Annotated in this window: 25 protein-coding genes; 5 read left to right on the top strand and 20 right to left on the bottom strand. The window is 48.7% G+C overall.

Going from position 1 to position 26205, the window contains the following annotated elements:
- Positions 1-21: 21 nt before the first annotated feature.
- The 11 genes from IEY39_RS10875 to IEY39_RS10925 form a co-directional block, all read right to left on the bottom strand.
- A complete protein-coding gene (locus IEY39_RS10875; RefSeq protein ID WP_229688870.1) occupies positions 22-498 on the bottom strand; it encodes a nuclear transport factor 2 family protein in 477 nt (158 codons plus the stop codon).
- A complete protein-coding gene (locus IEY39_RS10880) occupies positions 495-1577 on the bottom strand; it encodes an alkene reductase (RefSeq protein ID WP_188931317.1) in 1083 nt (360 codons plus the stop codon). The genes IEY39_RS10875 and IEY39_RS10880 overlap by 4 nt, the downstream gene beginning before the upstream one ends.
- A 4-nt stretch (positions 1578-1581) precedes the next feature.
- Positions 1582-2007 carry a lipocalin-like domain-containing protein gene (locus tag IEY39_RS10885; RefSeq protein WP_188931318.1) on the bottom strand — a complete coding sequence of 142 codons (426 nt, stop codon included), beginning with the start codon at positions 2005-2007 and terminating at the stop codon, positions 1582-1584.
- Positions 2008-2012: 5 nt separating this feature from the next.
- Positions 2013-2471, bottom strand: a complete 459-nt coding sequence (locus IEY39_RS10890; protein ID WP_188931320.1) for a nuclear transport factor 2 family protein — start codon at positions 2469-2471, stop codon at positions 2013-2015.
- Between the two features lie 5 nt (positions 2472-2476).
- Positions 2477-3121 (bottom strand): amidohydrolase family protein, encoded by a 645-nt coding sequence (locus IEY39_RS10895; RefSeq protein ID WP_188931322.1) that lies wholly within the window; start codon positions 3119-3121, stop codon positions 2477-2479.
- Positions 3122-3131: 10 nt separating this feature from the next.
- A complete protein-coding gene (locus tag IEY39_RS10900; RefSeq protein ID WP_188931324.1) occupies positions 3132-4583 on the bottom strand; it encodes an aldehyde dehydrogenase family protein in 1452 nt (483 codons plus the stop codon).
- Positions 4584-4664: 81 nt separating this feature from the next.
- Entirely contained in the window at positions 4665-5543 is an 879-nt protein-coding gene (locus IEY39_RS10905; RefSeq protein WP_262892855.1) for a pirin family protein, read from the bottom strand.
- An 86-nt stretch (positions 5544-5629) separates the two neighbouring features.
- Positions 5630-6235 (bottom strand): Crp/Fnr family transcriptional regulator, encoded by a 606-nt coding sequence (locus IEY39_RS10910; RefSeq protein ID WP_229688898.1) that lies wholly within the window; start codon positions 6233-6235, stop codon positions 5630-5632.
- Positions 6216-6638: a nuclear transport factor 2 family protein gene (locus tag IEY39_RS10915; protein ID WP_188931328.1), complete on the bottom strand. Its 423-nt coding sequence runs from the start codon at positions 6636-6638 to the stop codon at positions 6216-6218. The genes IEY39_RS10910 and IEY39_RS10915 overlap by 20 nt, the downstream gene beginning before the upstream one ends.
- A gap of 160 nt (positions 6639-6798) precedes the next feature.
- Complete coding sequence (locus tag IEY39_RS10920; RefSeq protein ID WP_188931330.1) at positions 6799-8685, bottom strand: sigma 54-interacting transcriptional regulator; 1887 nt, start codon at positions 8683-8685, stop codon at positions 6799-6801.
- Positions 8675-10912 (bottom strand): sensor histidine kinase, encoded by a 2238-nt coding sequence (locus IEY39_RS10925; RefSeq protein ID WP_188931332.1) that lies wholly within the window; start codon positions 10910-10912, stop codon positions 8675-8677. The genes IEY39_RS10920 and IEY39_RS10925 overlap by 11 nt, the downstream gene beginning before the upstream one ends.
- A 261-nt stretch (positions 10913-11173) precedes the next feature.
- Between IEY39_RS10925 and IEY39_RS10930 the strand changes: the two genes are divergently transcribed.
- On the top strand, positions 11174-11881 hold the full coding sequence (locus IEY39_RS10930) for a hypothetical protein (RefSeq protein ID WP_188931334.1): 708 nt from the start codon (positions 11174-11176) through the stop codon (positions 11879-11881).
- A 3-nt stretch (positions 11882-11884) separates the two neighbouring features.
- Here IEY39_RS10930 and mgrA read toward each other — a convergent pair whose 3' ends face one another.
- From mgrA to IEY39_RS10950, 4 genes are all read right to left on the bottom strand, one after another.
- Positions 11885-12886: an L-glyceraldehyde 3-phosphate reductase gene (mgrA, locus tag IEY39_RS10935; protein WP_188931336.1), complete on the bottom strand. Its 1002-nt coding sequence runs from the start codon at positions 12884-12886 to the stop codon at positions 11885-11887.
- Positions 12887-12905: 19 nt separating this feature from the next.
- Entirely contained in the window at positions 12906-13352 is a 447-nt protein-coding gene (locus IEY39_RS10940; RefSeq protein WP_188931338.1) for a hypothetical protein, read from the bottom strand.
- A gap of 180 nt (positions 13353-13532) precedes the next feature.
- Positions 13533-13853, bottom strand: a complete 321-nt coding sequence (locus IEY39_RS10945) for a hypothetical protein (RefSeq protein ID WP_188931340.1) — start codon at positions 13851-13853, stop codon at positions 13533-13535.
- A gap of 12 nt (positions 13854-13865) precedes the next feature.
- A complete protein-coding gene (locus tag IEY39_RS10950) occupies positions 13866-14345 on the bottom strand; it encodes a histidine kinase (RefSeq protein ID WP_188931342.1) in 480 nt (159 codons plus the stop codon).
- 273 nt (positions 14346-14618) lie between these two features.
- On the opposite strand from IEY39_RS10950, the gene IEY39_RS10955 reads away from it, so the two are divergent.
- Entirely contained in the window at positions 14619-15269 is a 651-nt protein-coding gene (locus tag IEY39_RS10955) for a response regulator (protein ID WP_188931344.1), read from the top strand.
- On the opposite strand, the gene IEY39_RS10960 is transcribed toward IEY39_RS10955, so the two are convergent.
- The 3 genes from IEY39_RS10960 to IEY39_RS10970 form a co-directional block, all read right to left on the bottom strand.
- A complete protein-coding gene (locus tag IEY39_RS10960; protein ID WP_188931346.1) occupies positions 15259-18324 on the bottom strand; it encodes a sensor histidine kinase in 3066 nt (1021 codons plus the stop codon). The two genes, IEY39_RS10955 and IEY39_RS10960, sit on opposite strands and share 11 nt — an antisense overlap.
- Before the next feature lie 70 nt (positions 18325-18394).
- A complete protein-coding gene (locus IEY39_RS10965; RefSeq protein WP_188931348.1) occupies positions 18395-19033 on the bottom strand; it encodes a response regulator in 639 nt (212 codons plus the stop codon).
- A 69-nt stretch (positions 19034-19102) separates the two neighbouring features.
- Entirely contained in the window at positions 19103-21091 is a 1989-nt protein-coding gene (locus IEY39_RS10970; RefSeq protein WP_188931350.1) for an ATP-binding protein, read from the bottom strand.
- An 11-nt stretch (positions 21092-21102) separates the two neighbouring features.
- Between IEY39_RS10970 and IEY39_RS10975 the strand changes: the two genes are divergently transcribed.
- A complete protein-coding gene (locus tag IEY39_RS10975; protein WP_188931352.1) occupies positions 21103-21504 on the top strand; it encodes a DUF2141 domain-containing protein in 402 nt (133 codons plus the stop codon).
- 7 nt (positions 21505-21511) lie between these two features.
- On the opposite strand, the gene IEY39_RS10980 is transcribed toward IEY39_RS10975, so the two are convergent.
- Positions 21512-22387 (bottom strand): hypothetical protein, encoded by an 876-nt coding sequence (locus IEY39_RS10980; protein WP_188931354.1) that lies wholly within the window; start codon positions 22385-22387, stop codon positions 21512-21514.
- 393 nt (positions 22388-22780) lie between these two features.
- Here IEY39_RS10980 and IEY39_RS10985 point away from each other — a divergent pair, with 393 nt between their 5' ends.
- Both IEY39_RS10985 and IEY39_RS10990 read left to right on the top strand, forming a co-directional pair.
- A complete protein-coding gene (locus tag IEY39_RS10985; protein WP_188931356.1) occupies positions 22781-23362 on the top strand; it encodes an LOG family protein in 582 nt (193 codons plus the stop codon).
- Between the two features lie 63 nt (positions 23363-23425).
- A complete protein-coding gene (locus IEY39_RS10990) occupies positions 23426-25471 on the top strand; it encodes an ATP-binding protein (RefSeq protein ID WP_188931358.1) in 2046 nt (681 codons plus the stop codon).
- On the opposite strand, the gene IEY39_RS10995 is transcribed toward IEY39_RS10990, so the two are convergent.
- Positions 25419-26177 carry an MBL fold metallo-hydrolase gene (locus tag IEY39_RS10995; protein ID WP_229688871.1) on the bottom strand — a complete coding sequence of 253 codons (759 nt, stop codon included), beginning with the start codon at positions 26175-26177 and terminating at the stop codon, positions 25419-25421. The two genes, IEY39_RS10990 and IEY39_RS10995, sit on opposite strands and share 53 nt — an antisense overlap.
- Positions 26178-26205: the final 28 nt, after the last annotated feature.

Below are 26205 nucleotides of genomic sequence, written 5' to 3' on the forward strand. Positions count from 1 at the left end.
CGGGGGCGTTAGGCTCGGATCTTAACCCTTCATCTTTTCGATTACAGCCGTATCGCAAGCTTCTCTTATGAGGACAATCTTTCCGTCCCTGGCTACTAAGCGGCCCATGTACAGCTGCTTATAGGGTTTGCCGTTGAAAAATGTATCTACTTCGTATTCGGCAAAAACCTGGTCGGGAGTTTCGATGAGAATCTTGATATTGATAAACTTGAAAGTAGGCGCCTGCTTCAATAAACCAGTAATCATTCCAACAATTTGTTCTTTGCCCGCATACCTTGTCGGGAACCCCACCGAAGCGAAATAGGGCATCTCGAATGCACCATCCTCAGCAAACAAGTCTGCTACTTTTTGCGGATTTTGGATATTGCTTAAATATGCCAGCAACAATTCTTTTGCTGTCATCTTCTGGGTAGTGGCTGCGCCCCCACCCGTTGTTGGACCCGGGGCAAATGACATCATTGTCGCGCCCAGGACGGAGATGTAAAATAGTCTGTTCATTTTCTTACCATTTTTGTCATTTTTGGATAGTCGACATAACCTTTTTCACCCGGGGAATACAAGGTGGTATAATCGACCTCATTTAACGACGCATCAGCACTAATACGTTCTACAAAGTCGGGGTTGGCCAGGAAATTACGCCCGAAGGCAATAAGGTCCGCCTTGCCCTTTTGCAGCTCGATTTCGGCTGTCTCAGGGGTGAAGCCATTGCAATGGATCAGCGTGCCCTTGAATTCCCTGCGAATGGCGTCGAGCATCGCAGCGGGTGTCTCCTGACTTATGGCGACATGCATATAGGCAATACCGATGGCTTTCAACTGGCGGGCCAGGTAGCGATAGGTATCCATCGTCACCTCGGGATCGTAGGGCTGCAGGTCGCCTAAGGTCGAATTGGGGGAGAAACGGATGCCGACTTTGTCCCGGCCAATTTCTCCCGACACGTGTTTTACCACCTCCAAAGCGAAACGCGCCCGATTCTCCATGCTGCCGCCAAATTGATCGGTGCGATCGTTGACATTCGGATTCAGGAACTGCTCGATGAGGTAACCATTGGCGCCATGGACCTCCACTCCGTCGAATCCTGCGGCAATGGCATTCCGGGCTCCCGAGACAAAAGAGCCGATCACCTTTTGCACACCTTCGATGGTCAGGGTGTCGGGTGTACTATAGTCTTGTGCGCCCAAAGCATCCGTGTATATCTGCCCCTTTGCGGGAAGTGCAGAGGCGCCTGCCAGCCTGACGCCTTCCGGAAGATTGGCAACATGGCCTATTCGTCCAGGGTGCATTAATTGCAGAAAAAATTTGGCGCCGGCCCGGTGAACCTCCGCCGTAACCGGCTTCCAGCCCTCGATCTGTGCGTGAGAAAAAATCCCCGGCATCCGAGCATAACCCAGCGCTTCAGGCGCGGGGGCTGTTCCTTCTGTAACGATGAGGCCAGCGCCGCTACGCTGGCCGTAATATTCGGCCATCAAGGCATTTGGAACATTGCCAATGGCGCGGCTCCTGGTCATGGGCGCCATGACAATATGGTTTTTCAGTTGCAGGCTTTTGCAATTATAGGGCGCCAATAGCTTTTTCATAACATTAGGCTCGTTGCCAAACGATATTAATAGAGATCCCATCTGCAATTCTCAGATTTTCTACCATCTTGTTTCCCTCCACTTTTTCAGTGATCTCATTCCGACCCCTGCTGGTACCGTTCATATTTGGAAAGGTGGAACCCAAGACCTGTTGTCCCAAAAAGTCACCATTTTCGTCTACCGTATAGGTGCCATATATTCCAAGACTACTCGTTACGGCAGTTTTGTATTCTTCCGGTGTACCGTTGGAACGATCTCCCGAAACAAACTTTGGGATATCAGGGTTATGGACAATAACCATAAAGTGAAAATCTTCTGTGAAGATGATCATCCCGCCGGGGTGTGGACCGAGGATGTCTATTCGCTTTCCATGATTATCCAGGTAGCCGGCAATCAATTTCCAGCATCCTACAACATTGTTCTTTTTCATATTTTTTATTTAAGAGCTGCACTGAGGTTTGCCAGGACACCCAGCTGGCCGAATATGATAGTTCCCTGGTTGTAACAGTGAAATGCTTTGACCTTCCCGTTCTCTAAAAAAAACAGATCACAACACGGCGCATCCATCACTTTGTTGGTTGGAGGGATCGTTCCCACAGGAAGAACAAGCGGCCCTTTTTGTGTACCCTGCAACAGGAGCTCGACTATTACGATATTCTCATCATCCTTGACAATAAACTTTAAAAGCTCCCGATGCATATCGGGAAATGCCACGGCATAGATCTCAACGGTCTTGCCGATATCGTTTCCGTAATATTTCACCCCGGCAGATACATCCCAGAAATAACCGTCGTCGGTGAACAACGCAACGAAACCTTTAATGTCTTTGACCTCAGCGGTCCGATAAATTTCACGGACCACCTGCTCATTAGTTAAACTTGTTGCTGTTTTCATTTTATTTATTTTTTATAGATTGTTTTGAACCTTGGGAACAGTTGGAGCGCATTGCCGCCCAACGCCAGGGCGGTGTCCCAGTACAATTTTCGCAGTGCATCAGCGGCAGTGCCTGTGGCGGCACCATCCCCTATTATTTTCATCTCATCGACTATAGCCAATCTACCGGCCAGGTAGGGAATAGTGCCACCGGCATGTGAAAAAATATAGCTGACATCAGGCGCTGCTGCAAAAGTCCCCAGGTAGTGCATTTCGGCTACCGCCCTGGTGGTGTCTGCAGGGAAGTCTATCAGGTTATCCGTTAATCCGAGATGGTGTGCAACCGGATCAGGCGAAGCATTCGGGTGGACATATACAACGGCTTCCCGTCTTTGGAGCTCCGCATACAGCGGTCGCAATGCCGGGTCACCCAAGTAGACCCCGTCCGAATTGGTAAATAGCACGACACCATCCAGCCTGAGCACATCGAGGGCATATATTGCTTCTTCTATCGCATCGTCAATAGAAGGCATCGGAACGGCGGCAAAAGCTCCAAACCGCTTTGGATATTTCGAAATAAGTGAAGCTGCAAATTCATTGCATTTCCTCGCAAGATCCCGACCTGCCGCCCTGTCTGACAATTGAACTCCCGGTGTGCTGGTTAAAGCCACTTGTTATCAATTAAAATGGATATTTCATTTGAGTGCTGCGGGAATTGATCCATATAAGATCGGTGAAATCCTCCAGGCTGTGTGGCCCCGTGCGTCCCCAGCCACTATCTTTCACCCCGCCCATGGGTGCATGCGTTTCTTCATTTACGGTGGGTGCATTGACATTCACAACCCCATGAAGGATCTTTGGCGCCAATTCAAACCCCTTGTACGTATCTTTTGTGTAGATGGACGACACCAGGCCGTATGCAGTACGATTGGCAACCTTTACCGCTTCTTCAGGGGTATCCACCTGTTCAACAATCACTACCGGGCCGAACGTTTCCTCGTTGGAGATAATGGCATCATAAGGAACATCAACAAGGATGGTTGGATGATAGATCGGTCCCTCATGGTAGCCCCCGGCTACTACCTTCGCGCCTTTGCTTACAGCGTCCTTCACCCTTTGGTCAACCATTTGGATTGCGGCTTCGTTGATCAATGGTCCGATAAGGGTTTTATGATCTTCCGGATCACCAAATGGCAGGGAATTGGTTCGATCGATAAATTTCTTCAGGAATTCATCATAGATCTTTCGTTGAATGATGATCTTCCTGGTATTCATACAGATCTGCCCCTGGTGAAAGAACGATCCGAAAGTAGCTGCCCGGACGGCATCATCCACATCAACGTCATCCAATATGATAATGGGATTATATCCACCTAATTCCAGCACTGTTCTTTTCAACGTCTTGCCCGCACGCTCTGCCAGGTACCTGGCTGTTTTTACCCCACCTATCAGATTTATCACCCGCACATTTGGATTCTCAAATATTTCATCGGACATACTTGCCGCGTCACCCGGAGCATGGGGAACCACGTTTATTACCCCGGGAGGGAAACCAGCTTCATGGGCAATTTCAGCGATCATCAGCCCGGCTGAAACCGGTGCAAATTCAGATGGCTTGACCACTACTGTATTGCCGGCGACTATAGGGGATATTACCGTCCGCCATGAAAGTATGTTGGCCCCATTCCAGGGTGTGAAGCTCGCGACTACCCCAAGAGGCCGCCGAACTCCTATCGAGAATGATCCCGGCACATTGGACTGCAAGACCTCGCCCTTGATCTCATACGCCCATCCCGCACCTTCGATGAGGGTGCCCGCGAGCAGATCTTGCTGAAAAGTGGCAAATGAAATGGTGCTTCCGGTCTCTTTCGCCAGGATCTCAGCAATTTCAGTCCTCCTTCGCTTAATAATTTCGGCGGCTTTAAATAGCAGTTCAGATCGTTGAGCGGGGGTGGTAGCTGCCCAAGCCGGGAATGCCTTTGCTGCTGCAGTAAGCGCAATGTTCATGTCTTTTCTACTGGCTGCAGCCACCTTTGCGAAGATCTTTCCACTGTAGGGTTCCAGGTCATCGAATGTGCGGCCATTTTCGGCATCCCGCCAAACGCCATCTGCATAATACTGATAGGTCTTCATTTCTTAAAGTGTTTTATTATTTGATCCGCTATTTTTTCAGCTGTCATGATCACGGTGGGATTGGGAGCTGCTGAGACCGCATCAAAGGTTTCCATATTTTCCATCATAGTAATCATTGTATGCCTGTGAAATCTCATGAGGGTTGTTCATCACGAAATTCCCTTCTGAAACAATAGGTTCGCTGTACGGCTCACCCCCGAAGAGAATAATATCAATCGCGCTATTACCGCTATTCTGTATCTCGATCATCTCGCCGAATGAGGCAAACACGATCAACACACCTGCCTCGAACGATCTTCCGTTGACAACTGCATTACCCGCGGGAAGAAATGCCGCATATTCAATTTCCGGATCGGTGGTTGTTGAAAATTGCCTTCCTGCGTCCAGGCGAACGTGATATAAAAATTCCTTAGAATAGCAAGCGATCTTTGCCGCCTTGTCTTCGTATTCACCCAGAATGACCTTGACCCAACCGGCGCCATCGGCTAAATTCTTTATAGGTATTGCTTCTGGTTTAAGGTGGAGATAAACGGGTGTATCGGATTTATTCGTGGCCGCAAGGTTGGTCCACAACCGGACGACAGACGCTTTCGAATTCGTCCCGCCTGGTTCTGCCCCTATGATCTCATCATAGACAATCCCTTTGCCTGCTTTTGTCCAATGAACACCCCCGGGGCCCAGCTTCCGGTGATGACCGATGCTATCCAGATGTTCCACTTCGCCCGTCAGTGCATAGGTGAGGATGGCAATTCCCCTGTGGGCATGCGAACGATTGGTCGCAGATGCCCCGGGTGATCCATCGATGGATCGTGTAAAAGAACGAAGGTGTTCAAAAAGAACAAATGGGCCGATCGCTTGCGCAAACTTGTTAGGCAAAGCCCGTTGGATCTTTAGCTCACCATTCCATGCACATCGAATAAGAAGGCTAAACCGAATTCTCTTCTTGAACTTCGCGCCCATAACCGGATACGCTTTATTTCCGCTAAGTTGCGATTTGAGAGAGGCGCAGCCCAATGACAAAAGGCAAATAATAATTGTGACAAAAGTCACCTTTTTACGATGCGACTGCGGATCCGGCTGAGCGTTTCGCGGTTGATCCCGAGGTAGGAAGCGATAATATGTTGAGGAAAGCGTTGCAGGAATTCCGGATAGGTTTTCTCCAGGTCGTAAAAGCGTTCTTCTGCCGAGAGGCTAATGGCCGCACTGATTCTTCTTTGAGCGGCAACAGTGAAGTTCGCAGAGAGTTTCATGATCCATTGCGTCAGAGCCGGGATGTGGATGATCAAATTGGACAAATCGGTTTGGGCGACGACCAATGCTTCGGTGTCTTCCCAGGCATCAATAAAATACCCGGATGGAGTTTGATTAAGAAAACTTTCGCGATCGGAGGCCCACCATCTTTCAATAAACAGATTTATAATGTGCTCTTCGCCTCTTTCGTCTACCCTGTATTGGCGCATGGCGCCCCGGATGATGAAAGAGGAGTATTTGCATATTTCTCCCTCCTGCAGCAGGTATTGCCTTTTTCTGTATCTTTTCGCGACAAAAGAGCTTTGGATCATGTCGATCTGGTCACCCGTCAGCGGGGTGATGGCATAGCTGTTGAAGTATTTGATCAGGATGTCGTACATGTTACTCTCTTGGAATATCATCAATGCTGTTCTTTAACAACGCTCTTGCCGTGTTTAGCAGGTTTTGTGCCTCCCGCAGCAGTTTGATCTTATCGTGTTCGTCTGTTACAAGCCTGCCAAAGAACAGCTGATCGTACTTTCGATTGGTGTGCGTTGCCACCGCGTGAACTTCATATTCTGCAAACACCTGGTTTTTGTCTTCCATCAATATTTTGATGTTGGAAAATTTCCAACCCGGCACCATTGCTATCAGCGTAGCCAGAAATTTTTCAATTTCTCTTGGGCCTTCCGCCCTGGGTTGAATATTTACGGATTCCAGGTACGGAATTTCGAGGGTTCCATCCTCGGCAAACAATGCTGCTGCCTTGGCAGGAATTGGAAAAGCATCCAGGAACTCTAATAAAACATCTTTTGCTGTTTTCATCGTTCTCTCCTTTAAGCCAGTGAAAGATCAAACACACTTATTTCCAGGTGAGAATGACAAGGAACATGCCATCAATTAACTGTTTCAAAATGAGACATTTATCACATTTCCATTTCACTGAACTGTCGATATCTCGTAGATAGGTACGATTAAAGACACCCTACTTGACAGGCCAGGTAATTCCCAGGCGCTTCATCTTAGAACGCAAAGTTGTGGGCCGGAGTTTCAACAACTCACCTGCGCCCCCTTGTCCGGCAATTTTACCGTTGCATTTTCGCAGTGCGCAAATGATATGCTCTTTATCCATTTCATCAAACGATTTTATCTGCGAATCCGAACTCAGGGAAAATCTGGCCATCGGCAGAGGTTCGGGCATTTCAAAAGAATCAATAACAGACCTTTTAGCCAGTAACACATGTCGTTCGATCAAATGCTGCAACTCTCTTATGTTGCCGGGCCAATCGTAGGCATACAATTGCTCCATTGCGGACTCACTGATCGTTACTTCTTTGCCTCCTGAACTAAGCCCGAAGATCTTTACAAAATGCTTTGCAAGAGCGGGGATGTCCTCTTTTCTTTCTCTTAGTGGAGCGATGGTAATCGGGAAGACATTGAGACGATAATACAGATCTAGTCGAAAATTACCATCAGCTATTTCCTGCAGCAAATTCCTGTTGGTGGCAGCGATTATCCGTACATCGGTCTTTATAGTGGTGCGGCCACCGACCCGCTCGATCTCTTTTTCCTGTATAGCTCTTAATAGTTTGCTCTGGACCTCTACGGGCAGTTCGCCAATTTCATCAAGGAACAGGGTGCCCTCGTGGGCCAACTCAAATTTACCGATTCTTTTTTCCACAGAACCTGTAAACGATCCTTTCTCATGTCCAAACAATTCAGATTCCAGAAGATTTACCGGGATTGCAGCACAATTGACTTTCACGAAAGGCTTGGACTTCCTATTCGAGAGCTGATGCAAGGCTTTGACCAAACCTTCCTTTCCCACACCTGTTTCACCCATTATCAAGACCGTGTTCTCAAAAGGAGCAACTTGCGCAATCTTATCCAACGCCTCCAATAACCTGGGGCTCTTGCCGATGATGCCTTCGAGTTCGGGTTTGAGCAATTGGCCAGGACGTTTTATCCGCCGCGGCTTCGGAGGGGAATCCTGATCATCTTCACTTTTCCTGATGCTGTCGATCACTTCTGCCAACAACGCCTGGACGGATACGATGAGTCCGATATGTTCGGTGGAATAAATATTGTCGTTACAGCCATAAAATGTAACCGACATATCGACGTCCCAGTGTTTCAATAGCGGTGCCCATAACTTTGATCGAAATCCATTGAATTGTTCCCCATTTAAATAATATGGCGTCCTATCTCCCCTGTTTTTTTTCCGGATTGCAACAAGATCGGGCCACAGTAGTTGATATTGGCCGGGATTACCGCCGGCGTCAAAGCGGACATATTCATCGAATCCCACCCGGCGATACCTGTAAACGGCGTTTTCATCAGGGTTTGCAAGATCTGTATCTATTACCACAAAATCAAACGGGAAAAAGGAGGTTAAGGCCTTGACGAAGGCCAGCATTTTTTCCGACCTCATCCCATTCATATCTTTAATTTCCTGTAAAAGTTGACTCAGCCACAGGTGTTGTCTCGTGAAGAACTCGATGCTTTTCTGATGACGATATACCGCTATATTAAGGGTCATCAAAATTTCACGTTCGCGAAAAGGCTTGATCAGAAATCCAGAGGGATTGGTCGCCAACGCCTCCTCCATGGTAATTGAATTGGAATTTGCCGTCAGAAAGATAAACGGAATGTTCTTTTTGTCCAACAGGCGAGCCAGGTCAATGCCCGTCAAATCTCCTTTTAGAAAAACATCGACCAACACAATATCCGGCTTTCCTTTATCAATTAATTTATTGGCCTCCTCAACGGATTTGGCAATACCCCGGATCTCATATCCCTCATTTTTCAGGATGATGCTGAGACTGTCGGCTTCGAGGAATTGATCTTCTACAATTAGAACTTTAAGTGCCATAGTTTGAGTTTATACAAAATAAAACACGTACTGTCGTGCCATTACCATTGATTATTTGACTCTCTCCTGAGATATCTGAAACGAGCCCTTTGATCAGCCTGATACCAAAAGATTTGCTACTGATCACCGCTTTTTCAGAAAAACCAATTCCATCATCGCTCACTTCAAGCAACACTTTTCCCGCTGAAACGCGACTAATGTGAACGCTAATGGTCCCCGGCATTTCGCCGGGGAAGGCGTGTTTCAGGGCATTGGAAATAGCTTCATTCAGGATCAGCGCCGCGGGAAGAGCAGCAGAAATATCCAATGCAACAGGCTCTATATCCAACGAGAATATAATGCGAGGGCCAGGTCTGAAAGCTTCACGCAAATGTTCTACAAGATCGGCGACATAGGCCGGCATCATGATCGAGCTGAAGTTATTGCTGTTATAAAGTCGCTGATGGATGATGGCTATAGCTTCTATCCGTTGCCGGCTCTCTCTGATAGCATCGACCGCAGGGCCTTTTTCAGCAGACTCCATTTGGCTGGTGAGAAGACTTGTCACCGTCTGCAGGTTATTTTTCACCCGATGGTGGACTTCCTGCAGCAACCATTCGTTCTCCTGAAGCAAATGTTCGAGTTGCTGATTCTTTGCAGTAATTTCGTCTTTCTTAAGTTCGAGCTGGCGGTTCCTTTGTTGTTTGACACGATAACGGTTATACACCATCCCGACCAGCAATACCAGGAAGAGCAACGCGATAGTCATCATGTTGCGCAGGTTGCGGGATCTGCCGGCCTGCATCTGCTGTAGCTCGTTCTCTTTTTTGAGGAGTTGGATATTAGCTGCCTGAAGATGGATATCATTATCCTTTTTATCAAGAGCATATTTCATTTGGAGTTCCTGCAGCTGTATTGTTTTTTGGATCCCAAACAGTGAATCGTTCATCTGCTGATACGTGGCAAAATGCTGTAGAGCGGAGTGATAACGCCCCATGGCTGAGTCGACCCGGGATCTAAACAGTTGAATTCTTGCCCTTTGCCCCAAATTGATCAAATAGGTGTAGTTCGAAGGTAATCGCTGCGCATAAAAATCGGCTTTCCCATATTCGTGCGTGAGCAAAAAAAAGTTTCCAATTGACAGAAACATCTCCTGCCCGGCTTGCGCATATCCAGGATCCTTCCGAAATCGTCTATCGATATTGAGAATTCGTGCACCTTTTAAAAACTGCCTTTCTGCCTTTTTGAGTTGGCCGAGCGCCTGATAGCAGGTTCCCAGGGAGGTTGCTATTCTTGCCTCCTGGAAAGCGCTGGAGGGCTTGCGTTGGCGGATGGCTGCCAGTACAAATCGCAGCGCCTCCCGGGCGCTATCATTACGAACGAGATCCTGACACAGGGCCGACATTTTGCCAAAATATTCATCATCCGAATCTGTAACTTGTGCAGCCTTCCATCCTTTTCGGGCAAAAGTAAGCGCGCGGTCCCACATGGCGGCAGACGCATACGTTACACCTGCATTACCATAAAGGCTACCCAAAAACACCGTGTCATCCCGGTTTTTCATTTTGGCCGAGTCAAGCGAGCGAACCATTTCCGTCGCATAAAAGACTTCTTTTACCAGGTCGCCTTTTAGATCAGCAACGACTCTCAAAAGATCGTACGTATAATGAATATCAGCAAAATGAATGGCTTTGTAGCTTGCTGCGACCGTCAGTAACTCTCTTTCGGCAAGGTCGAGATTGGGTTCGTACAGATGGGCATCGGCGGCGGCTTTCAAAGATTTCAAAGCATTCGCACTGTCCCCAATACTACGATATAACCGATAGGCGTATTCCAGGCAGTTTGCCTTTTCAGGTGCTAACCGTGGATCTTGGGTGGAGATGCAGTAGCCCAGCAGATACCATGTTCTGGCTTCTCCGGGGATGTCGCCCCTGCGATGATAATAGTCGATCGCTTCTTGAAAACAGGCTTTGCCGGAATCATGCCTATTTTCTTCGAGATAACAGCTGCCCTGCCATATCAGACATTCGTTGATCCACTTGTCGGAACCAATCGACCGGCTTAAAAGGAGGGCCTGCCCGAAGAAATAATGCGCGCTGTCCAGATCTTTCTTGTCATTTCCCGGTTTAAATAAATAATCGCATCCGGCTTTTACCTGCCGGGCGATCCGAACGGTATCGGATTGGGCGCTGAGGGATACTGATACCATCAGCGAAAATGCCACCAGAGCGCAACAGCGAACGTTCATATAGCGTGTGTCTTCTACCAAATGTAATTGAATCCCGGTGATTTTGGCGCCAACATTAACAAGTTTATAATCAAGTAATTATAAAATATATTAAATTGCTGGTTTTCGGATAGCCGTTATTATGCGCAAGCCGTTACAAAGTTGACAGCACTTGCATCATAAACGAACAGTTGTGGACTTAAATTAATTTAATTTTATTGATTAGTATCGACTTAGAAATCTGGCATCAGCTTGGCAGGGAAACCCATAATACTTTATCATATGCATAATAGTCAATCATCCCTCCGCCGCTTGTACAATAACATCTTTGCACTTCCGGCCCTTCTGTTCAGCAGTCTTTTGATGCATTCTATCCCGGCAACGGCAAAAGATCTTACCCCCGCGGGCAGACTGGATACAACTATCCACCCCCAGGATCTGAAGGCTTACGAAGGCTATTACCGCTTTTCGGGAGATACGAATAGCTGTCTTCACATTACGGCAACTGAAAAAGGGCTGGTCCTCGAACAAGAGTGGGACGGAAAGCAAATATCGTTCGCCCCGAAGTCAGCGCTCGAATTTGTAAATGAAGATGGGGACTTCCCGCTGAAGTTCACAAAAGAGAACAGCGGGGCGATCACCCAGGTATTGGCATTCAACAAGGACCTCTGGATCAGGACAAATAATTACAAGCCGCAGGGGCTGGCAGCGGTGAGGCTGGCTCCCGGCCAACTGAAGGTACTGGAAGGCAAATACACATTCCAGTTTGAACAAGGTAAAGATGAATTCATTCAGATAAAGGCAACCGATACAGGCCTTGTCCTGAAACAAATGTGGGATGGAAGGGAAATTCCCTTTATAGCACTATCCGACCGGGATTTTTATTGCAAGGCAGCACAATTTCCGCTGAAGTTTACAAAGGACAAAAATGGAATTGCCACCCAGGTTTTGGCATTTAACCGGGATTTGTGGAATAAGGTAAAAGAATAATGGTTAATTGTTGGCCAATGCCGCTTCGATCGATCTTAATTCGCCTTCAGTAAAAGGGGCAGCAGACAGGCATTTTAAGGAATCGGTAAGTTGCTCCGGCTTGCTGATGCCGACGAGCACCGATGTGACCCGTTTGTCACGCAAGACCCATGACAATGCCATCCCGGCTAAACTTTGACCACGCTGTAGCGCAATGTCATTCAGCCGGGCTACTTTTTTGATCTTTTCTTCCGTTATCGCATCTTCTTCTATTGCTCCATTGCCCCGGTGCGAAGCGGCTCTGGAATCGGCGGGGATCCCTTTTAAATATTTATTTGTCAACAATCCCTGGGCAAGCGGCGAAAAAGCAATGCAACCGACACCTTCTCTGCCCAATACATCGAGCAAGCCGTTTTCGACCCACCGGTCGAGCATAGAATATTTTGGCTGGTGGATAATACAGGGGGTACCTAATTGTTTTAGAAGATCGACTGCCTTTTGAGTTTCAGAGGCGCTATAGCTTGAAATTCCCACATACAAGGCTTTTCCCTGCCGCACAATGGAATCGAGGGCGGCCATCGTCTCTTCCATAGGCGTATTGGGATCGGGACGATGGTGATAATAAATATCCACATAATCAATACCCATCCGTCGCAGACTTTGATCCAGGCTCGCTACCAGGTATTTCCTGGAACCCCAGTCCCCGTAAGGTCCGTCCCACATTTTCCAGCCGGCTTTTGTTGAGATGACCAGTTCGTCCCGGTAGTTTGAAAAGTCTTCCTTAAAAATTTTGCCGAAAGTAATTTCAGCAGACCCGGGAGGGGGGCCATAGTTATTAGCCAGGTCGAAATGGGTTATCCCTTCGTCGAATGCCAGGTGTAAAATATTCCTGGCATTTTCCAAGCTGTCAGACTCGCCGAAATTGTGCCATAGCCCAAGCGATAGCGCCGGCAACATCAACCCGCTGTTGCCACAGCGGTTGTAAGTCATGTGGTTATACCTTCGGTCGGATGCGATGTATGTCATTGGAGTTATATTTTATGCGCTATATCAACTGTAGATTCCTGCAAGCCTGCAGCACAATATCGATATCGGTCGGTCCTGTAAAGCCACTAAAACCAACGGAGAGCTTCAAACCATTCTTAAGCTCCAAAGGCTGCCCGCCCATCCAACCGATGAGATCAGGGTTTTCAATGCCATTGGCATTTTCGGGGATCTGATTGGTAAAAACCAGGCGCTCGTATTCGCCTGTTCTCTCACCCGTCAACCAAACCTGGCTGGCTTTGGTCCACGCGACTTTGAACGATTGCCTCAACCGGGGATTATTATCGCCGAACATTTTCCCGTAAACGAAGCCGTTCTCATCTATTATACATAGTGCCACGTTGCCGCCGGAAACCATTTCATCTTTTGGATCTTTTAGCGCGATGGGCAAAAGATTCTCCAATTCCGAAATGATCCTGGTGATTATTTCATATCTTTCTTGCTGCATACGTTGCTTCTTTAAGCAGCAAAATACGATCTTTTCTGCGGGAAAAAACTGCTTGTATTGACAAGGGAGAAAAAGGCGGAATTGCTATCGCGCATTCCCAAACTTGAGCGAATGTTCAGGCTGATGATGCAGCGTCATCTAAGTAAGTTAAGAAAGCGGTATTTTAGAGGATAGGTCCTTTCAGTTATGAATTTGTGTAGAAACAAACGAATAGGGGACAATGGAGAAATGACTGTCCATATCGTCAGGAGCCTCGCCCAGGTCGAGTACCAGGAAAGATGTGGCTTCTTTGATCTGCCAAAGAAAGAGTTTTCCTGGCAAGTCCCAAAAGATCTCCGGGAGCCTCGCTTGCAGCAGGCCGTTCCAACAGGCTTCTTCCAGCCGTTCGTTATCAAAAAGAGAGCTGTCGTTGCGGGCATCATCTTTTTTGCACAATTCTTCGTTTAAAAAGCTTGTGCTTCTGATCAATAATACTTCCTGGTTTACGCTGTATTTTCCCATGATAAATTGCTTTTATGCGGCCACCGGGCTGCTTGAAATACAGAAGGCCGCATTCATTCCATATTCCTTACCATTTTCAATATTGATGCTCCCTCCCAGCTTTTCGGCCACATGCAGCACCTGCCTGTATTCCCTGGAAATGATATGACGAAAATTGGTGCTAACATCTTTTATCCTAATGATGAGGCGATCATCTGTGGCGATGGCTTCTATGCGAATACATTCATTTTGGGTACTTTGGATCGCCCCATTGATCAGGCGCCAGAGTACATACGCCAGCATATTCTCATCGGCTTCGACACGAAGATCGCGGGGGATCTCGTTGAGGACAAGATTATCGCGTCTTATGGTCTCTGGTAATAAGCTTTGTACCAACCCGGAGACAAGTTGGTGTAAGGATACTTTCGCGCACCGGACTGCCGGCGCTGCCTTGCCAGCTACGTGCAGTTGAGGAGCCGGAGCTGAAGAATGGGCAAAATAGATGGATTTCACAATAAAGAATTTTATAAAGTAAAAAATTTTGAAACAAGTTCTATAGGGTACGGATCGATTTGGCTTTTCAGGAAATAAATATCTTATGCTGTAAATATCTTATGCTGTCGTCCTATATATATGTCCGCCTAACCGATTTCATGGAGTAAAACAACTAAATAATTTTTCCATTTTTTGTCGTTTTATATCTACAAATTCGTTTTGCTAAAACGATTTAAGAGATTGAATATGAATATGTTAAAAAATACATTAAACAAATTGGTAATTTTAGGTATGGAAACCAAGAGGGTGTTGATAGCCGACGACCATACAATAGTACGATCGGGCATAAAACTGATCATCCGGGATTTTCTTCCGTCAGCGGTATTCGATGAGGCCTCCAATGGAGACGCAGTGATCGCTTGTGTGAAAAAGAACGATTATGAATTGATCGTCCTGGATATCAATATGCCCGATACGGATTCGATCGCGCTGGTCACTAACGTGTTTGCCTACCGGGAGCTGAGCAAGGTGCTGATCTATAGCATGAATTCGGAAGAGCTGTATGCGAAGCGATTTATCAAACTGGGAGTTCTCGGCTACCTGAATAAGGAATCCCGCACCGAAGAAATAAGAAATGCGATCGCTTGCGTATTAAGGGGAGACGTTTATATCAGCAGGAAGGTGAGAAAGGACCTCAGCGATGACAGTCATTCAAAAAAAGGAGGGGATAACCCTTTTGAAAAGCTGTCAGACAGGGAGATGCAGACGGTGAAATATTTACTGAATGGTTATTCGCTGCTGGAGATCAGGAACATTCTGAACGTCCATTCCTCTACTGTCGGAACATATAAGACGCGACTATTCGAAAAGCTGAAAGTAAAGACTGTACGTGAACTTGAAGAGTTGGCGAGGATGTATCAAATGGAGATCTCTAAGCTGTAAAACTCACTGCAACCGTCGTGCCTCCCGCCGGCGCCGATTCAATGTCCACCTCGCCGTTGAGTTTTCGCACCAGTTCCATTATAAACCGGTATCCAAAAGCCTGACCCGTCGTGTTCGTATCTTTTTCGTTGATAGCTCTTATTTCCTTTACCTTCAAAGCAGTCATCCCCTGCCCGGTATCTTTTACCTGTATCCGGATATGCCCATTCTTCCTGAATGCGCTGATGCCGATGCCTCCGGAGGCAGTATATTTGACGGCATTATCAACCAGGTTGCGGATAACGATGGCAAGTATATTCCTGTCCGAGACAAGCATCAATCCGGAAGGAATATCCAAATTGAAGTATAACCCCTTTCTGAAGGCGATATCTTTATAAATATCAGTGGTCTCTTCTATAAGATCGATCAATGCAATGTTCTCCTTCTTTATCGAGAACCCCTGTTTTTGACTATCATACCATGCGAGAAAATCCGTACTGAACTGGCAGATGCTGTTGTTGGAATCCTTTAACAAATAAAATAGTTCGTTCAATTCCTGATCGCCGAGCTTATGGAGGTTCGCATGCAAATGGTCGATGAGAAGAGCCTGGGAGAACAACGGCGAACGCATGTCATGCATGATCACAGAAAGCAGCCTCTCTTTTATGATAGTACTTTGTTCCAGTTCGGAAGTTCTTTCATCGACCTTCATCTGCAGCCGTAAATTCTGCTGCCGGAGTATCTTGATCCTTAGCCTGATCAGAAGGAATAGCAGACTGCCCGCCACCAACGCCAACAACGCATAAAAAACCCAGGTATTATACCAATGAGGCCGCACCTCGAAAGCAATAGCTATGCGGGCAAACCGATTTCCCGCGCTGCCATTATGCTTTCTGACCGAAAGCGTATATTTTCCATGAGGCAATCTGTTGATCGTGATGCGGCCATCCTTGTTTACAGGATACCATTTCCCGCCGGCAGAGTCAAGCGTATATTCAAGCTTCAAATTTTCTTCCAGCCCATAGAATGGAGTAGTAATGTCCACAATTATCTGCTGGAAATCCGGCTTTATTGCATGGATCTTCGTGTAATCGAGCCTAACCGAATCAACGAAGAGATGATCCACAAAAATTGCTTTGTCGGGCATTTCGGGATGCACCCTTCCGGGATTAAAGTATACTATACCATCAAGGGACGGAAAGTAAAAATTGCCTTCGTCGTCCGTCTGCGAGGCAGGATTACACCCGCCGTTGAACTCGTTGGTATTAAATCCGGATGACTTATCGATGTAGTAATAATACAAGCTATCCTCCCTGCCGATGGTATAGTCGTCCAGGTCTTTTTTCCTGATGCGGAACAACCCATGGTTGGTGGTGATCCAAAAGAAACCTGATCCATCTTCCAAAAAAGTATGTGCGGTAGACAGGTAATTCTGCGCATCTGCCGGGAGCGCGGTGAACTTCCCCCTTTGATACTTGTAGAATCCATTCCCGTAGGTAGCCACCCAGATGCTATTATCTTTTGCCCGGTAAATATTTCGGGCATATACCTGAGGCAGAATGGGTTTTTCCCCGATGCTATCCTTCGCGATATCATACGTGTAGACCCCATCCCGGGAAGCTATCCATAGTTGTGACGGCGATACTGCCGCAATCGATTCAATATTATGCGTGACAAACGGGGGATGACGGTTGAAGACATATTGCAGTTTTCCGTCCGCGATTTTCAACAGGGAAGAAAGCGTGCTGATCCAGATGACATGCCTGCTATCTTCAATTATCGAACCGATATAAGAGTCCAGCAGAAGGCTATCGACGGCTATTCCCCTGGAAAAATCAATATCATAATAATGCAATCGCTTATCCCTGGACACCCAGATGGATCTATCCCCTGCCCGATAAAAACAATTTCCATCGGGCCTCATATCTTCCTTAAATAAGTGATTATTGTTCTCCTTGTCCCTGTCCAGGATCCCGCTCGCGGTAAGGATCTTTTTTTGGGGAAGTAAAAGGAAGGCCTTGAAAGCGTTGTCAAGAGGGTCGGAAGCGTTAAAATCGAGAGTCCTGAATAATCTTTTCGTAACGACTATGACCCCGGTGGTGACGGTTGCAATAAATAGTCGCTGGTTTTTTTTATCGTACAAGAAAGAAGTAGCGATTATTTTATCCAGTATCTTCAGATCTTGAAAGATACGTTCGGTGCTCAATAAATTGTTATCGAGGTTTAGTTGATAAATATCATTCCGATACCTTATTATTACCTGATCGCCCCCGGGGCCGATGATAAGATTGAGTCCATGAGCCTTCTTCATCAAATCGGTTAAGCCTTTATCTACGCGTAAGGCTGTCTCCCTTCCGTGTTTAAAAAAAAACCATCCGCCGCTATCAGAGAAAATACAGAATATCCCGTGCAGGACGAAGACATGGTCGCCCCCACCCTTAAAACCAACCGGCAATTTGCTCACTTCCGCAGATACATTGTTCAGGTAATACCATTCGTTGCCGCTGTCACGAACAACTATTTCGTTATCGCTGAGGATCACGAATGTCTCGGATGAGCATAAGTCCTTCAGAAACGCGGTATCGATGCCTTTCCCGGCACTTGCATAATAGTTGAACAGAGGGGTGCAGTCGAAAAAGCCTTTTGCATTAATATGGAGAAACTTGTGGGGAATGCGAGTTCTTGTGGTGTCGGTAACTACCGAATAATCCGGCTCCACCTTGTAGATGCCGGCCGGATCAAAGGAGGAACCGAGAAGGACTTCCCCTTGCGATGATTCGCCGATGACCGAAAACCGGTTGGATCTTATGGCGGGGGTATTGGATTTGTCATAGATCCTGAATCGCCGGCCATCAAATCTCACCAGACCGTTTTGGGTGGTTATCCATAGGAAATCATTTTTATCCAATAGCAGGCCGGTAGCGCTGTTTTGGGGCAATCCATTCTCGCTGTTATATCGTTTGATGTCATAATCATTGCGGTCTGGAAGGGAGGGATCGCTCCCGCCGTTCTGCGCCTCGGCACATCCGATGCTTATTGCGAGCAAATAGAATAGAAAGAAAAATTTTCTACTCATAAGGGATTGGAGAATTTTTGTAGTAAAATTACTACAAAAAAACCCTTACTCCGCACGGGGCAAGCCACGGTCAAACAATGCCGGCGTCGCGGCCCTTGGCTACGGCCTCCAGCTGAGAATGCACCTGCATCTTCTGATAGATGTTCTTTACGTGGGTGCGCACGGTGTCTATGGAGATGATGAACCTGGCAGCGATGGTCTTATAGCCCGTGCCCTGGGACAGTGCAATGAGTATCTCTTTTTCGCGGTTGGTGAGCTGGTAGGGGTCGTCGCCCGTGGAGGGATATTTGTGCATACTGGCGATGACCATGCGGGCGACGTTGGGGCTCATAGGCGCGCCACCGGCCAATACTTCCTGTATGGCTTCCGTGAGATGGTCGGAAAGATGTTTCTTCAACAGGTAGCCCGAAGCGCCCGCGAAGAGCGAGTCAAGCACATTCGTTTGATCATCGAACACCGTCAGCATGATGATGGGTGTCTCCCGATCGAAGGTTCGGACCTTCCGAACGGCCTGGATGCCGTTGAACCCTCCGGGCATATCGATGTCCATCAGGATGATGTCCGGCTTCAGTTCCTTTACCTGTCTTTCTACCTGCAGGGCATTGGAAAAGCTACCCACCAGCACATGATCTGCCGAATCCGCCAGCAACTGCGAGATGCCTTCCCTTAAGGTTTGATTATCCTCATATAGCAATACGCCTGTCTGCATAAGTTTGTAGGTGGTTGAGGTGAGCTTTTGTATACAAATATGACCAAAAAACCGGAAGCACCGCCTACCTTATTCATGTGATCTTACCAGGAGATTCACGGTAGTGCCCTCACCCGGCGCACTGGCAATGCTGATCTGTCCCCGGATCTGGCGGGCGCGCTCTTCCATATTCCTGAGCCCATTGCCGCCCCTGATGGCGTCGCGATCGAAGCCAACGCCATTGTCCCGAATGTCCACCGTCACTATACCGTTATCAGCCGCAATAGTGATATCCACCTTTGAGCAGCCGCTGTACTTGGCGGCATTGTTGACGGCTTCCTTGAAGATGAGATAAAGATCTCTGCGTGTCTGCAGCCCCAGCCTGACATTTTGGAAATCGCCGTCCTTGTTGAAGACATAGTCGATGTTGAGGGGGTCGAAGATATCGGCTGCGAATTCCTGCATTTTAAAAATAATCTTCTCCAGGGTGTCATTTGCCGGGTTGATCGTCCAGACGATGTCACTCATATTCTCCAGGATGAGACCCGAGTGCTCGTGGATCTTCATCAGCCGCTGGTATGCCTGTTGCCCATCCCCATCGGGCGCCGGCGGCATTTTGCTTATGATGTGGATGCTGGACAGGGCGGAGCCCATGTCATCGTGCAGATCGCGCGCGATGCGGTTGCGCATCTTTTCCAGATCGAGTATGCGTTTGGTCTTGTTAACGACCCTGTACCGGTTGATGATCAGCAACCCAATGAGAACAAGCAGGACCACCACTACCACCGCGCCGCGTTGGAATACCACATGCCGTTGAACGATGGCGCGGTTGAGCTCCTGGTCCTTTTTCAACAGGGCAATCTCCTTTTCCTTTTTGTCCGCCTCGTACTGGGCCTGCAATTGCGCCGTCTTTTCGTTCAACGCCGTCAGGTTGAGGCTATCCTGCAACGAGTCCCGGATGGCCAGCCAATGGTAGGCCTTACGCCAATCGCCGGTGGCCTTGAAAAGATTAGCCAGTTGTTCGGCCGCATCGAGCGAGTAATTCACCATTTTAAGACTATCATTGGTGCGATAGCTCAACAGCAGGTAGTTTTCTGCCTGCCTGTAATCCTTCAACCGGGTGAATGTCTTGCCGAGGTTGATGGCCTCGTAGGCCAGGTCGGCTTTGTCATTGCCAGCTACAAATAAGTTATACGCCCGATCGTAGCTTTCCATGGCTTTGTCATACCGGGCAAGTGCGTAATACGCGTCCCCCAGGTGTTCTTGCATCATCGCTTTCTCGTACCTGGCCCCCGACAGCGCTTCAACGAGGGGCAGAGCAGCCTGTAACAATACCAGGCTGCTGTCCGGCAGGGACATGGCCAGATATACAGCGGAAAGGCTGGTGACGGCCCCCATAAAATGTATTGTATCATGGAGGGCCCGGAACATCGAGATGCTCTCCCGGAAATAGGGAATGGCTTTCTGGTACTGTCCCTGCTCACGGTAGAGGATACCCATTTGCCGGTTGATCTCGCCTATGGCGTATTGGTCCTTCAATAGCTGCGCCAGGGTATCCGCCCTGAACAGGTAGGTGGCGCTTTTGGCAAACTCGCTGTGGTTGGAATAAGCCAGGCCGATGTTGAGCAATACGTGCATCTCTTCCAGGGTGTCGTGCAGCAGGTGAAAAAGTTGCGCGGCCTGTTCGAGGTCGGGAAAGGTCTTGTCATAAAACCCTTTGTGCAGCCATGCCCAGCCCCTGGTGGAATGGGCCAGGGCGGCCAGCCGTCGATTGCCCGACCGCTCGGCTACGGCCAGCTCGTTTTCGGCAAGCTTCAGGGCCGAATCGGGGCTTTGCGAGATGAGCTTGAAAGCCCCGCGGGCTTCTGCCATGATCGCAGAATCGCTACCACCCTGTGGCGGAAGGTGCTCGGCGGCCTTTTGTGCCAGGCCGGAAAGGGCAAGGCATAAAAGGCCGGTTATCAGAAGGAGGGGTAGCCGGGGCATGGTGGAAGGAAGGGGAATGATGTCGCTAAAGATAAAGGTTTTGTCTATAAAGGCAAAACCGATCACTGCGGGTGCTTTATCTTTATCAAACAAAAACTTCCGCCATGTTCACCCTCCTTTTCCTGTTGTTATTTGCCAGGCGCAGTGCTCCAAACCAGACTGCCCTGCATGTTATCGTGCAAAATGTACAAGTGGGTAAGGGGACCATCAACGTAGCGATCTTCAACGACAAAAATGACTTTTTGAAAAAGCCGGTCGCCGCACAGATCCGAAAGGCCGATAGTGTGACGGTGGAATTCTCTTTTCCGATCGCACCGGGGGAGTATGCCATTGCCGCCTACCAGGACCTGAACGAGAACCAGCAGCTGGACGCCGGGTTATTCCATATTCCCAAAGAGCCGTACGGCTTCAGCAATAATTACCGGCCAAAAATGTCGGCGCCCAAATTTGAAGATTGCCTGATCAAGGTGGCAGGAGGTGACACTAGCACTATCAATCTGAAATAAGGAGGGATCAATCGTTGATGGTGAGGGAATAGTTACCACTGTTATTCGTCGAGACAGACTGTGTCCGGGGACTCAGGTGGATGTAACTTCCCGAGGCCGGGGTGCAGCCATAGGATAATCCATGCCGGGCCCAGGAGCCGAATTTATCCTTTACTGCCTTGAAGATGTCCTGCGACTGGATCGTACCATTTACCGTCAGGGTGGTATCGGTGAGGACGAGACTGGTGAGGCTTTGTGCGTTGGGAACGATCTTTTGGTCAACGAGATAGTCGATCAGTTGTCTTAGCATGGCGCGATCTTCGGCGGCCTGTGCACGGTCGCGTTCGGCTTGTTCACGATCGCCTTCGGCCTGGTCTCTGTCGCGTGAAGCTTGCTCGCGGTCTTGTTGCGCCTGTTCTCTGTCGCGGGAGGCCTGCTCGCGGTCGCGCGCCCCTTGTTCACGGTCGTGTTCGGCTTGCTCGCGGTCGTGGTCGCCTTGTACTCTATCGTGTTCGGCCTGCTCGCGATCTCTTTCGCCCTGCTCCCTATCCCGATCGGCCTGCTCGCGGTCGCGCTGCGCCTGCGCCATATCTCTTGCCTCTTCGGCTTCGTCATCGGTGATGGTTGTCTTTAGCCTTTCTACAATGGCGTCGTATTTTGACCAGTCCTTTTTGTCAATCTGCCGGTTGTCGACATACAGATCTGTCGCCTTATTATATACACTGACCAATTTGTAGCTATGGCCATCGAGGTGGCCAGCAAGAATCTCCTTTCCCTGGGCCGGGAAGTAGATATGATAGCTGTCCTGCAGGGAATCCCGCGTAGTATTCTGGGCTTTGACGATGGTGGCAGATGTGCCGATGAGTGCAGAGAGGAAGAATGTAAGGATAGTTGATTGGTTCATGGTTGGCCGTTTACTATATAGGATACTTCGGAGCCGGAAAATAGTTACATCATCGCCGCCATTTATTTTCAGCCTGTCGGGAAGTGTATCGAAACCGGACAGATGGCGGCGGGTGACAAAAAACAAGACCATCCTTACCCTTGCAAGTGATGGTCTTGACCCTTAAAACAACCTGTCGCAAAAGATCAATGTGAAAGCCAATTGTGAACTTATGAAGACTGAAACCCTGATTTCGTGTTTTATATAGAATTAGTACTACCCCGACGTAGTGTTGTAACCAGGACCCGGGATTTTTTGCAAAAAATATGTATCTGAAGATCAATAAGTTGAGTAATAACAATAAAAAAATGGTCCTGAAAAAGCCAGTGCGGGGTTTTGCCGTACTTTGGGGTTATGAAAAGAATAGTAGTCTTTTGCGGATCGAGCCTCGGCGCCGAGAAAATATATGAAGAGCAGGCGTATCTCACCGGCGTGACGCTTGCCAGGCTGAATATAGGGCTTGTTTATGGCGGTGCACGCGTGGGGCTGATGGGTGCGGTGGCTGACGGCGCGCTGGCGGAAGGCGGCGAGGTGATCGGGGTGTTGCCACGTTTTCTCAGCGGAAAGGAGATCGGGCATGAAGGATTGACCGATCTTATCGTTGTCGACACGATGCATGAGCGGAAGACGAAGATGCATGAGCTTTCGGATGGAGTGATCACACTGCCGGGGGGATTTGGGACGATGGAAGAGTTATTTGAGATGCTCACCTGGGGACAGCTGGGGTTGCACCAAAAACCTGTCGGTCTGCTGAATGTCAACGGGTTTTACGATGAGTTGCTCCAGCTTGCCCAGACCATGGTGGACAGGGGTTTTTTAAAGGAGACCAACCAACAGATGCTGCTTTCGACAAACACTATAGAAGGCTTGCTGGAGAAGATGAACAATTATCAGGCGCCTGCCACGGGTAAATGGATCACCAAGGAGACGACCTAGGGGGCTAAAAAATGTGGGATGAAGATGCGAAATATACTAATTTTATTAGTATTTTAGAGGGCTATGAAATACAGCAAGCAGCTATCGACGAATTCCCGGATCATCAAAGACCTGCTCACCAAGTATAAGGACACGTTCGTGGCCTTTTGCGAGTTGTTGAATAATTCCATCCAGGCGAAGGCGACGAGGATCGAGCTGACCATCGACTATGCGAATTCGGCTGCGGCGCGGGCGCCCTTCACCAGGATAGAGCTGATCGACAACGGGATGGGGGTGAATGCGACGGATTTTGAAAAGAAGATCCTGGAGATCGGCACGGATGTGAAAAAAGACGGTCAGGGGATCGGTCGATTCGGGGCACTACAATTAGGCGAAAAGATGACCATTACGACGGTGGCCGATGATCCGGATCGTGGATGCTATACCCAGGTGGTGTTTCCCCTGGACACGGCATCGATCTCTTCCTCCTTGTCGAAGGTGAACCTGGAATTCGACGTGGAGGAGATGAAGAAGAAGGTAAACCCTTATTATAAGGTGGTGATCGAGCATCTTCATCACAATAAGCAGGGAAAGCTGCTGCCGAAGAACAAGATCGCCGACAAGTTCGGGCAGGAGGCTATCGGGCAGGCTTTGTTCGAAAAATATCCGCTGCAGGTATTTAACCGGGACATCAGATTCGTCGTCAATGGGAAAGAACTGGACCCTACCGATTTTGTGGTCGACAGGCCACATCTAAAGGCGGTGACCTATACCGATGTTCACGGAGTGGCGCACCCCTTCGATTTTCATTTTTATCAGCTGCGCATCGACCTTGGCAAGGTGCAGGTGTTTTTTTATGTAGACAATGCCGGGGGGTTAAAGACGGTGGCACATGCCTTTACCTATAGCTCGGATTGGTATACGCCCGATCTGGGAACCTGGTTCATCTACCTGGACTCCACCTTTTTCAATACCGACCTTTTTCGCAACATCGATCTGGATTCACTTGGAGACGAAGAGATTAAACGATTGAAGGAGTTTATAAAGGACACGATCAATGATTTCTTCAAGGCGCAGAATAAACGGTTCGAGAAATTTATTGCCGAACTGGAGAAGGACCCCTCCTACCCTTCTTCATTCGAGTCACCGATGTCGGCGTCACGGGAGCTGCTTTTCCAAAAGATAGCTTATCTCGTAGAGGATGAGTACAAACTGATGGATAAGGACTCGACTATCCGGGGGCTTTTCTATTCGCTTATCGACAGATCGCTGGCCAGCGGACATGTGGAGGATATCTTTACCAAGGTGGTACGGCTGTCGGATGCGAATATGGAGAAATTCCACCAGTTGCTGGAGAAGACAGAGTTGGAGAACGTCATCACTTTTGCGAGTGCGGTTGCGGGTAAGCTGGAATTCCTCGAATTCCTGCACGAACTCATCTATGGGGATGTCGGTGAGGTGCTGCGCGAACGGAGCCAGTTGCATAAGATCATCGAAAGCGAGCTTTGGCTTTTTGGGGAGGCTTACAACGGGACACAACATCTGTGGAGTGACAAGAAGATAGGGAATATCCTGAAGGAACTGCGTGACAAGTACCTAGTGTATGAGCCGGCGGCGGCGGATGAGAACCTGATCGACGTGGAGGGACTGGACAATATCACCGACCTGTTCTTCTTTAATGAGAAGGTACTGGACAATGAGGACCGGGAGGTGATGGTGGTGGAGCTGAAGTCACCGAAGTGCGCTATCGGGAAAAAGGAGCTGCAGCAGATAGACGAATATGCTTTTACGGTGGAATCCTATCCGGGATTGCCAAGGGAAAATATCCATTATAAGCTGCTGCTGATCTCTTCGAAGCTGACGCCTTATGCAAAATCGAAGATGAGGAGCAGCCGGGCAAAATACCACCAGCCTTTTCTTTATGACAGGAAGGAGGATAAGAACATCGAAGTCTGGGTAATGGAGTGGTCGGAGCTGATGGAGGTGAATAAGCGTAAGCTCGGGTATTTGTCGGCGAAGCTGAAAGTGAAGGATAAGAGTGTGCGGTCGACATTCGAGACGGAATACCCGGGTATCATCAATGAGAAGGTGAGCGCGCGGCTGACGCGGACGAGGCAAATTTTGCGCTGAGCCTGGCGCTCGCGTCGCTTGTCAGCGGGCGCCCATGACCGAAAACGGCTTTGTCGAAAGCGAAAGCAGCAGCTTTCAGGATGCTTTGGCGACCCAATTCGCGGTCTTCGTAGACAGTGCTCCAATCGAGGCTGAAGGCGTTGGCGCATATATCCGCGGCAATGAGGACACGGTCGGCCTGCAGGAGAAGGGCAAGATGACCAGCGCCATGACCGGGAGTATAGATGACCTTGACTCCACCGGGACCGCCGATGGGAAGGATCTCCCCGTCGATGAGCCGGCGGGTAATGTTGAAGGCATCGATGGCGCCTCCGCGACGGATAAACAATTGATAGATGAGTCGGTTGAGGAAACCGGGGCTGACTTGCAGGGATGCTTCGCCAGGGCGTCCCTGCTCAACGAGCCGGGCAGTGTCGGCATGGGCCCATACCGGAATATCGAGTGCCTTGCTGATGGCGGCGGCGCTTCCTGTGTGGTCGGTATGGGCATGGGTAACGATGATCCGGCGGATGTCGCGGGGGTCTTTGCCGGCCTTTTTCAGTTGGGCGAAGATTTTTGGGAGGTGGCCCGGCATTCCGGTGTCGACGAGGGTAAAGCCGGGTGCGAGGCTATCCGCCGCGTCAGGACCGGGTACGATATCCTCGATGAGGAAGGCGTTGACGAAACCGAGGTTTAGCTGATAGAGATGTGGCGTGATCTTTTTCATAACTGAATATTTTTTCATTTTTAGTGTA

Origin of the sequence: Puia dinghuensis, from assembly GCF_014642875.1 — a bacterium.
Classification (GTDB): Bacteria; Bacteroidota; Bacteroidia; order Chitinophagales; family Chitinophagaceae; genus Puia; species Puia dinghuensis.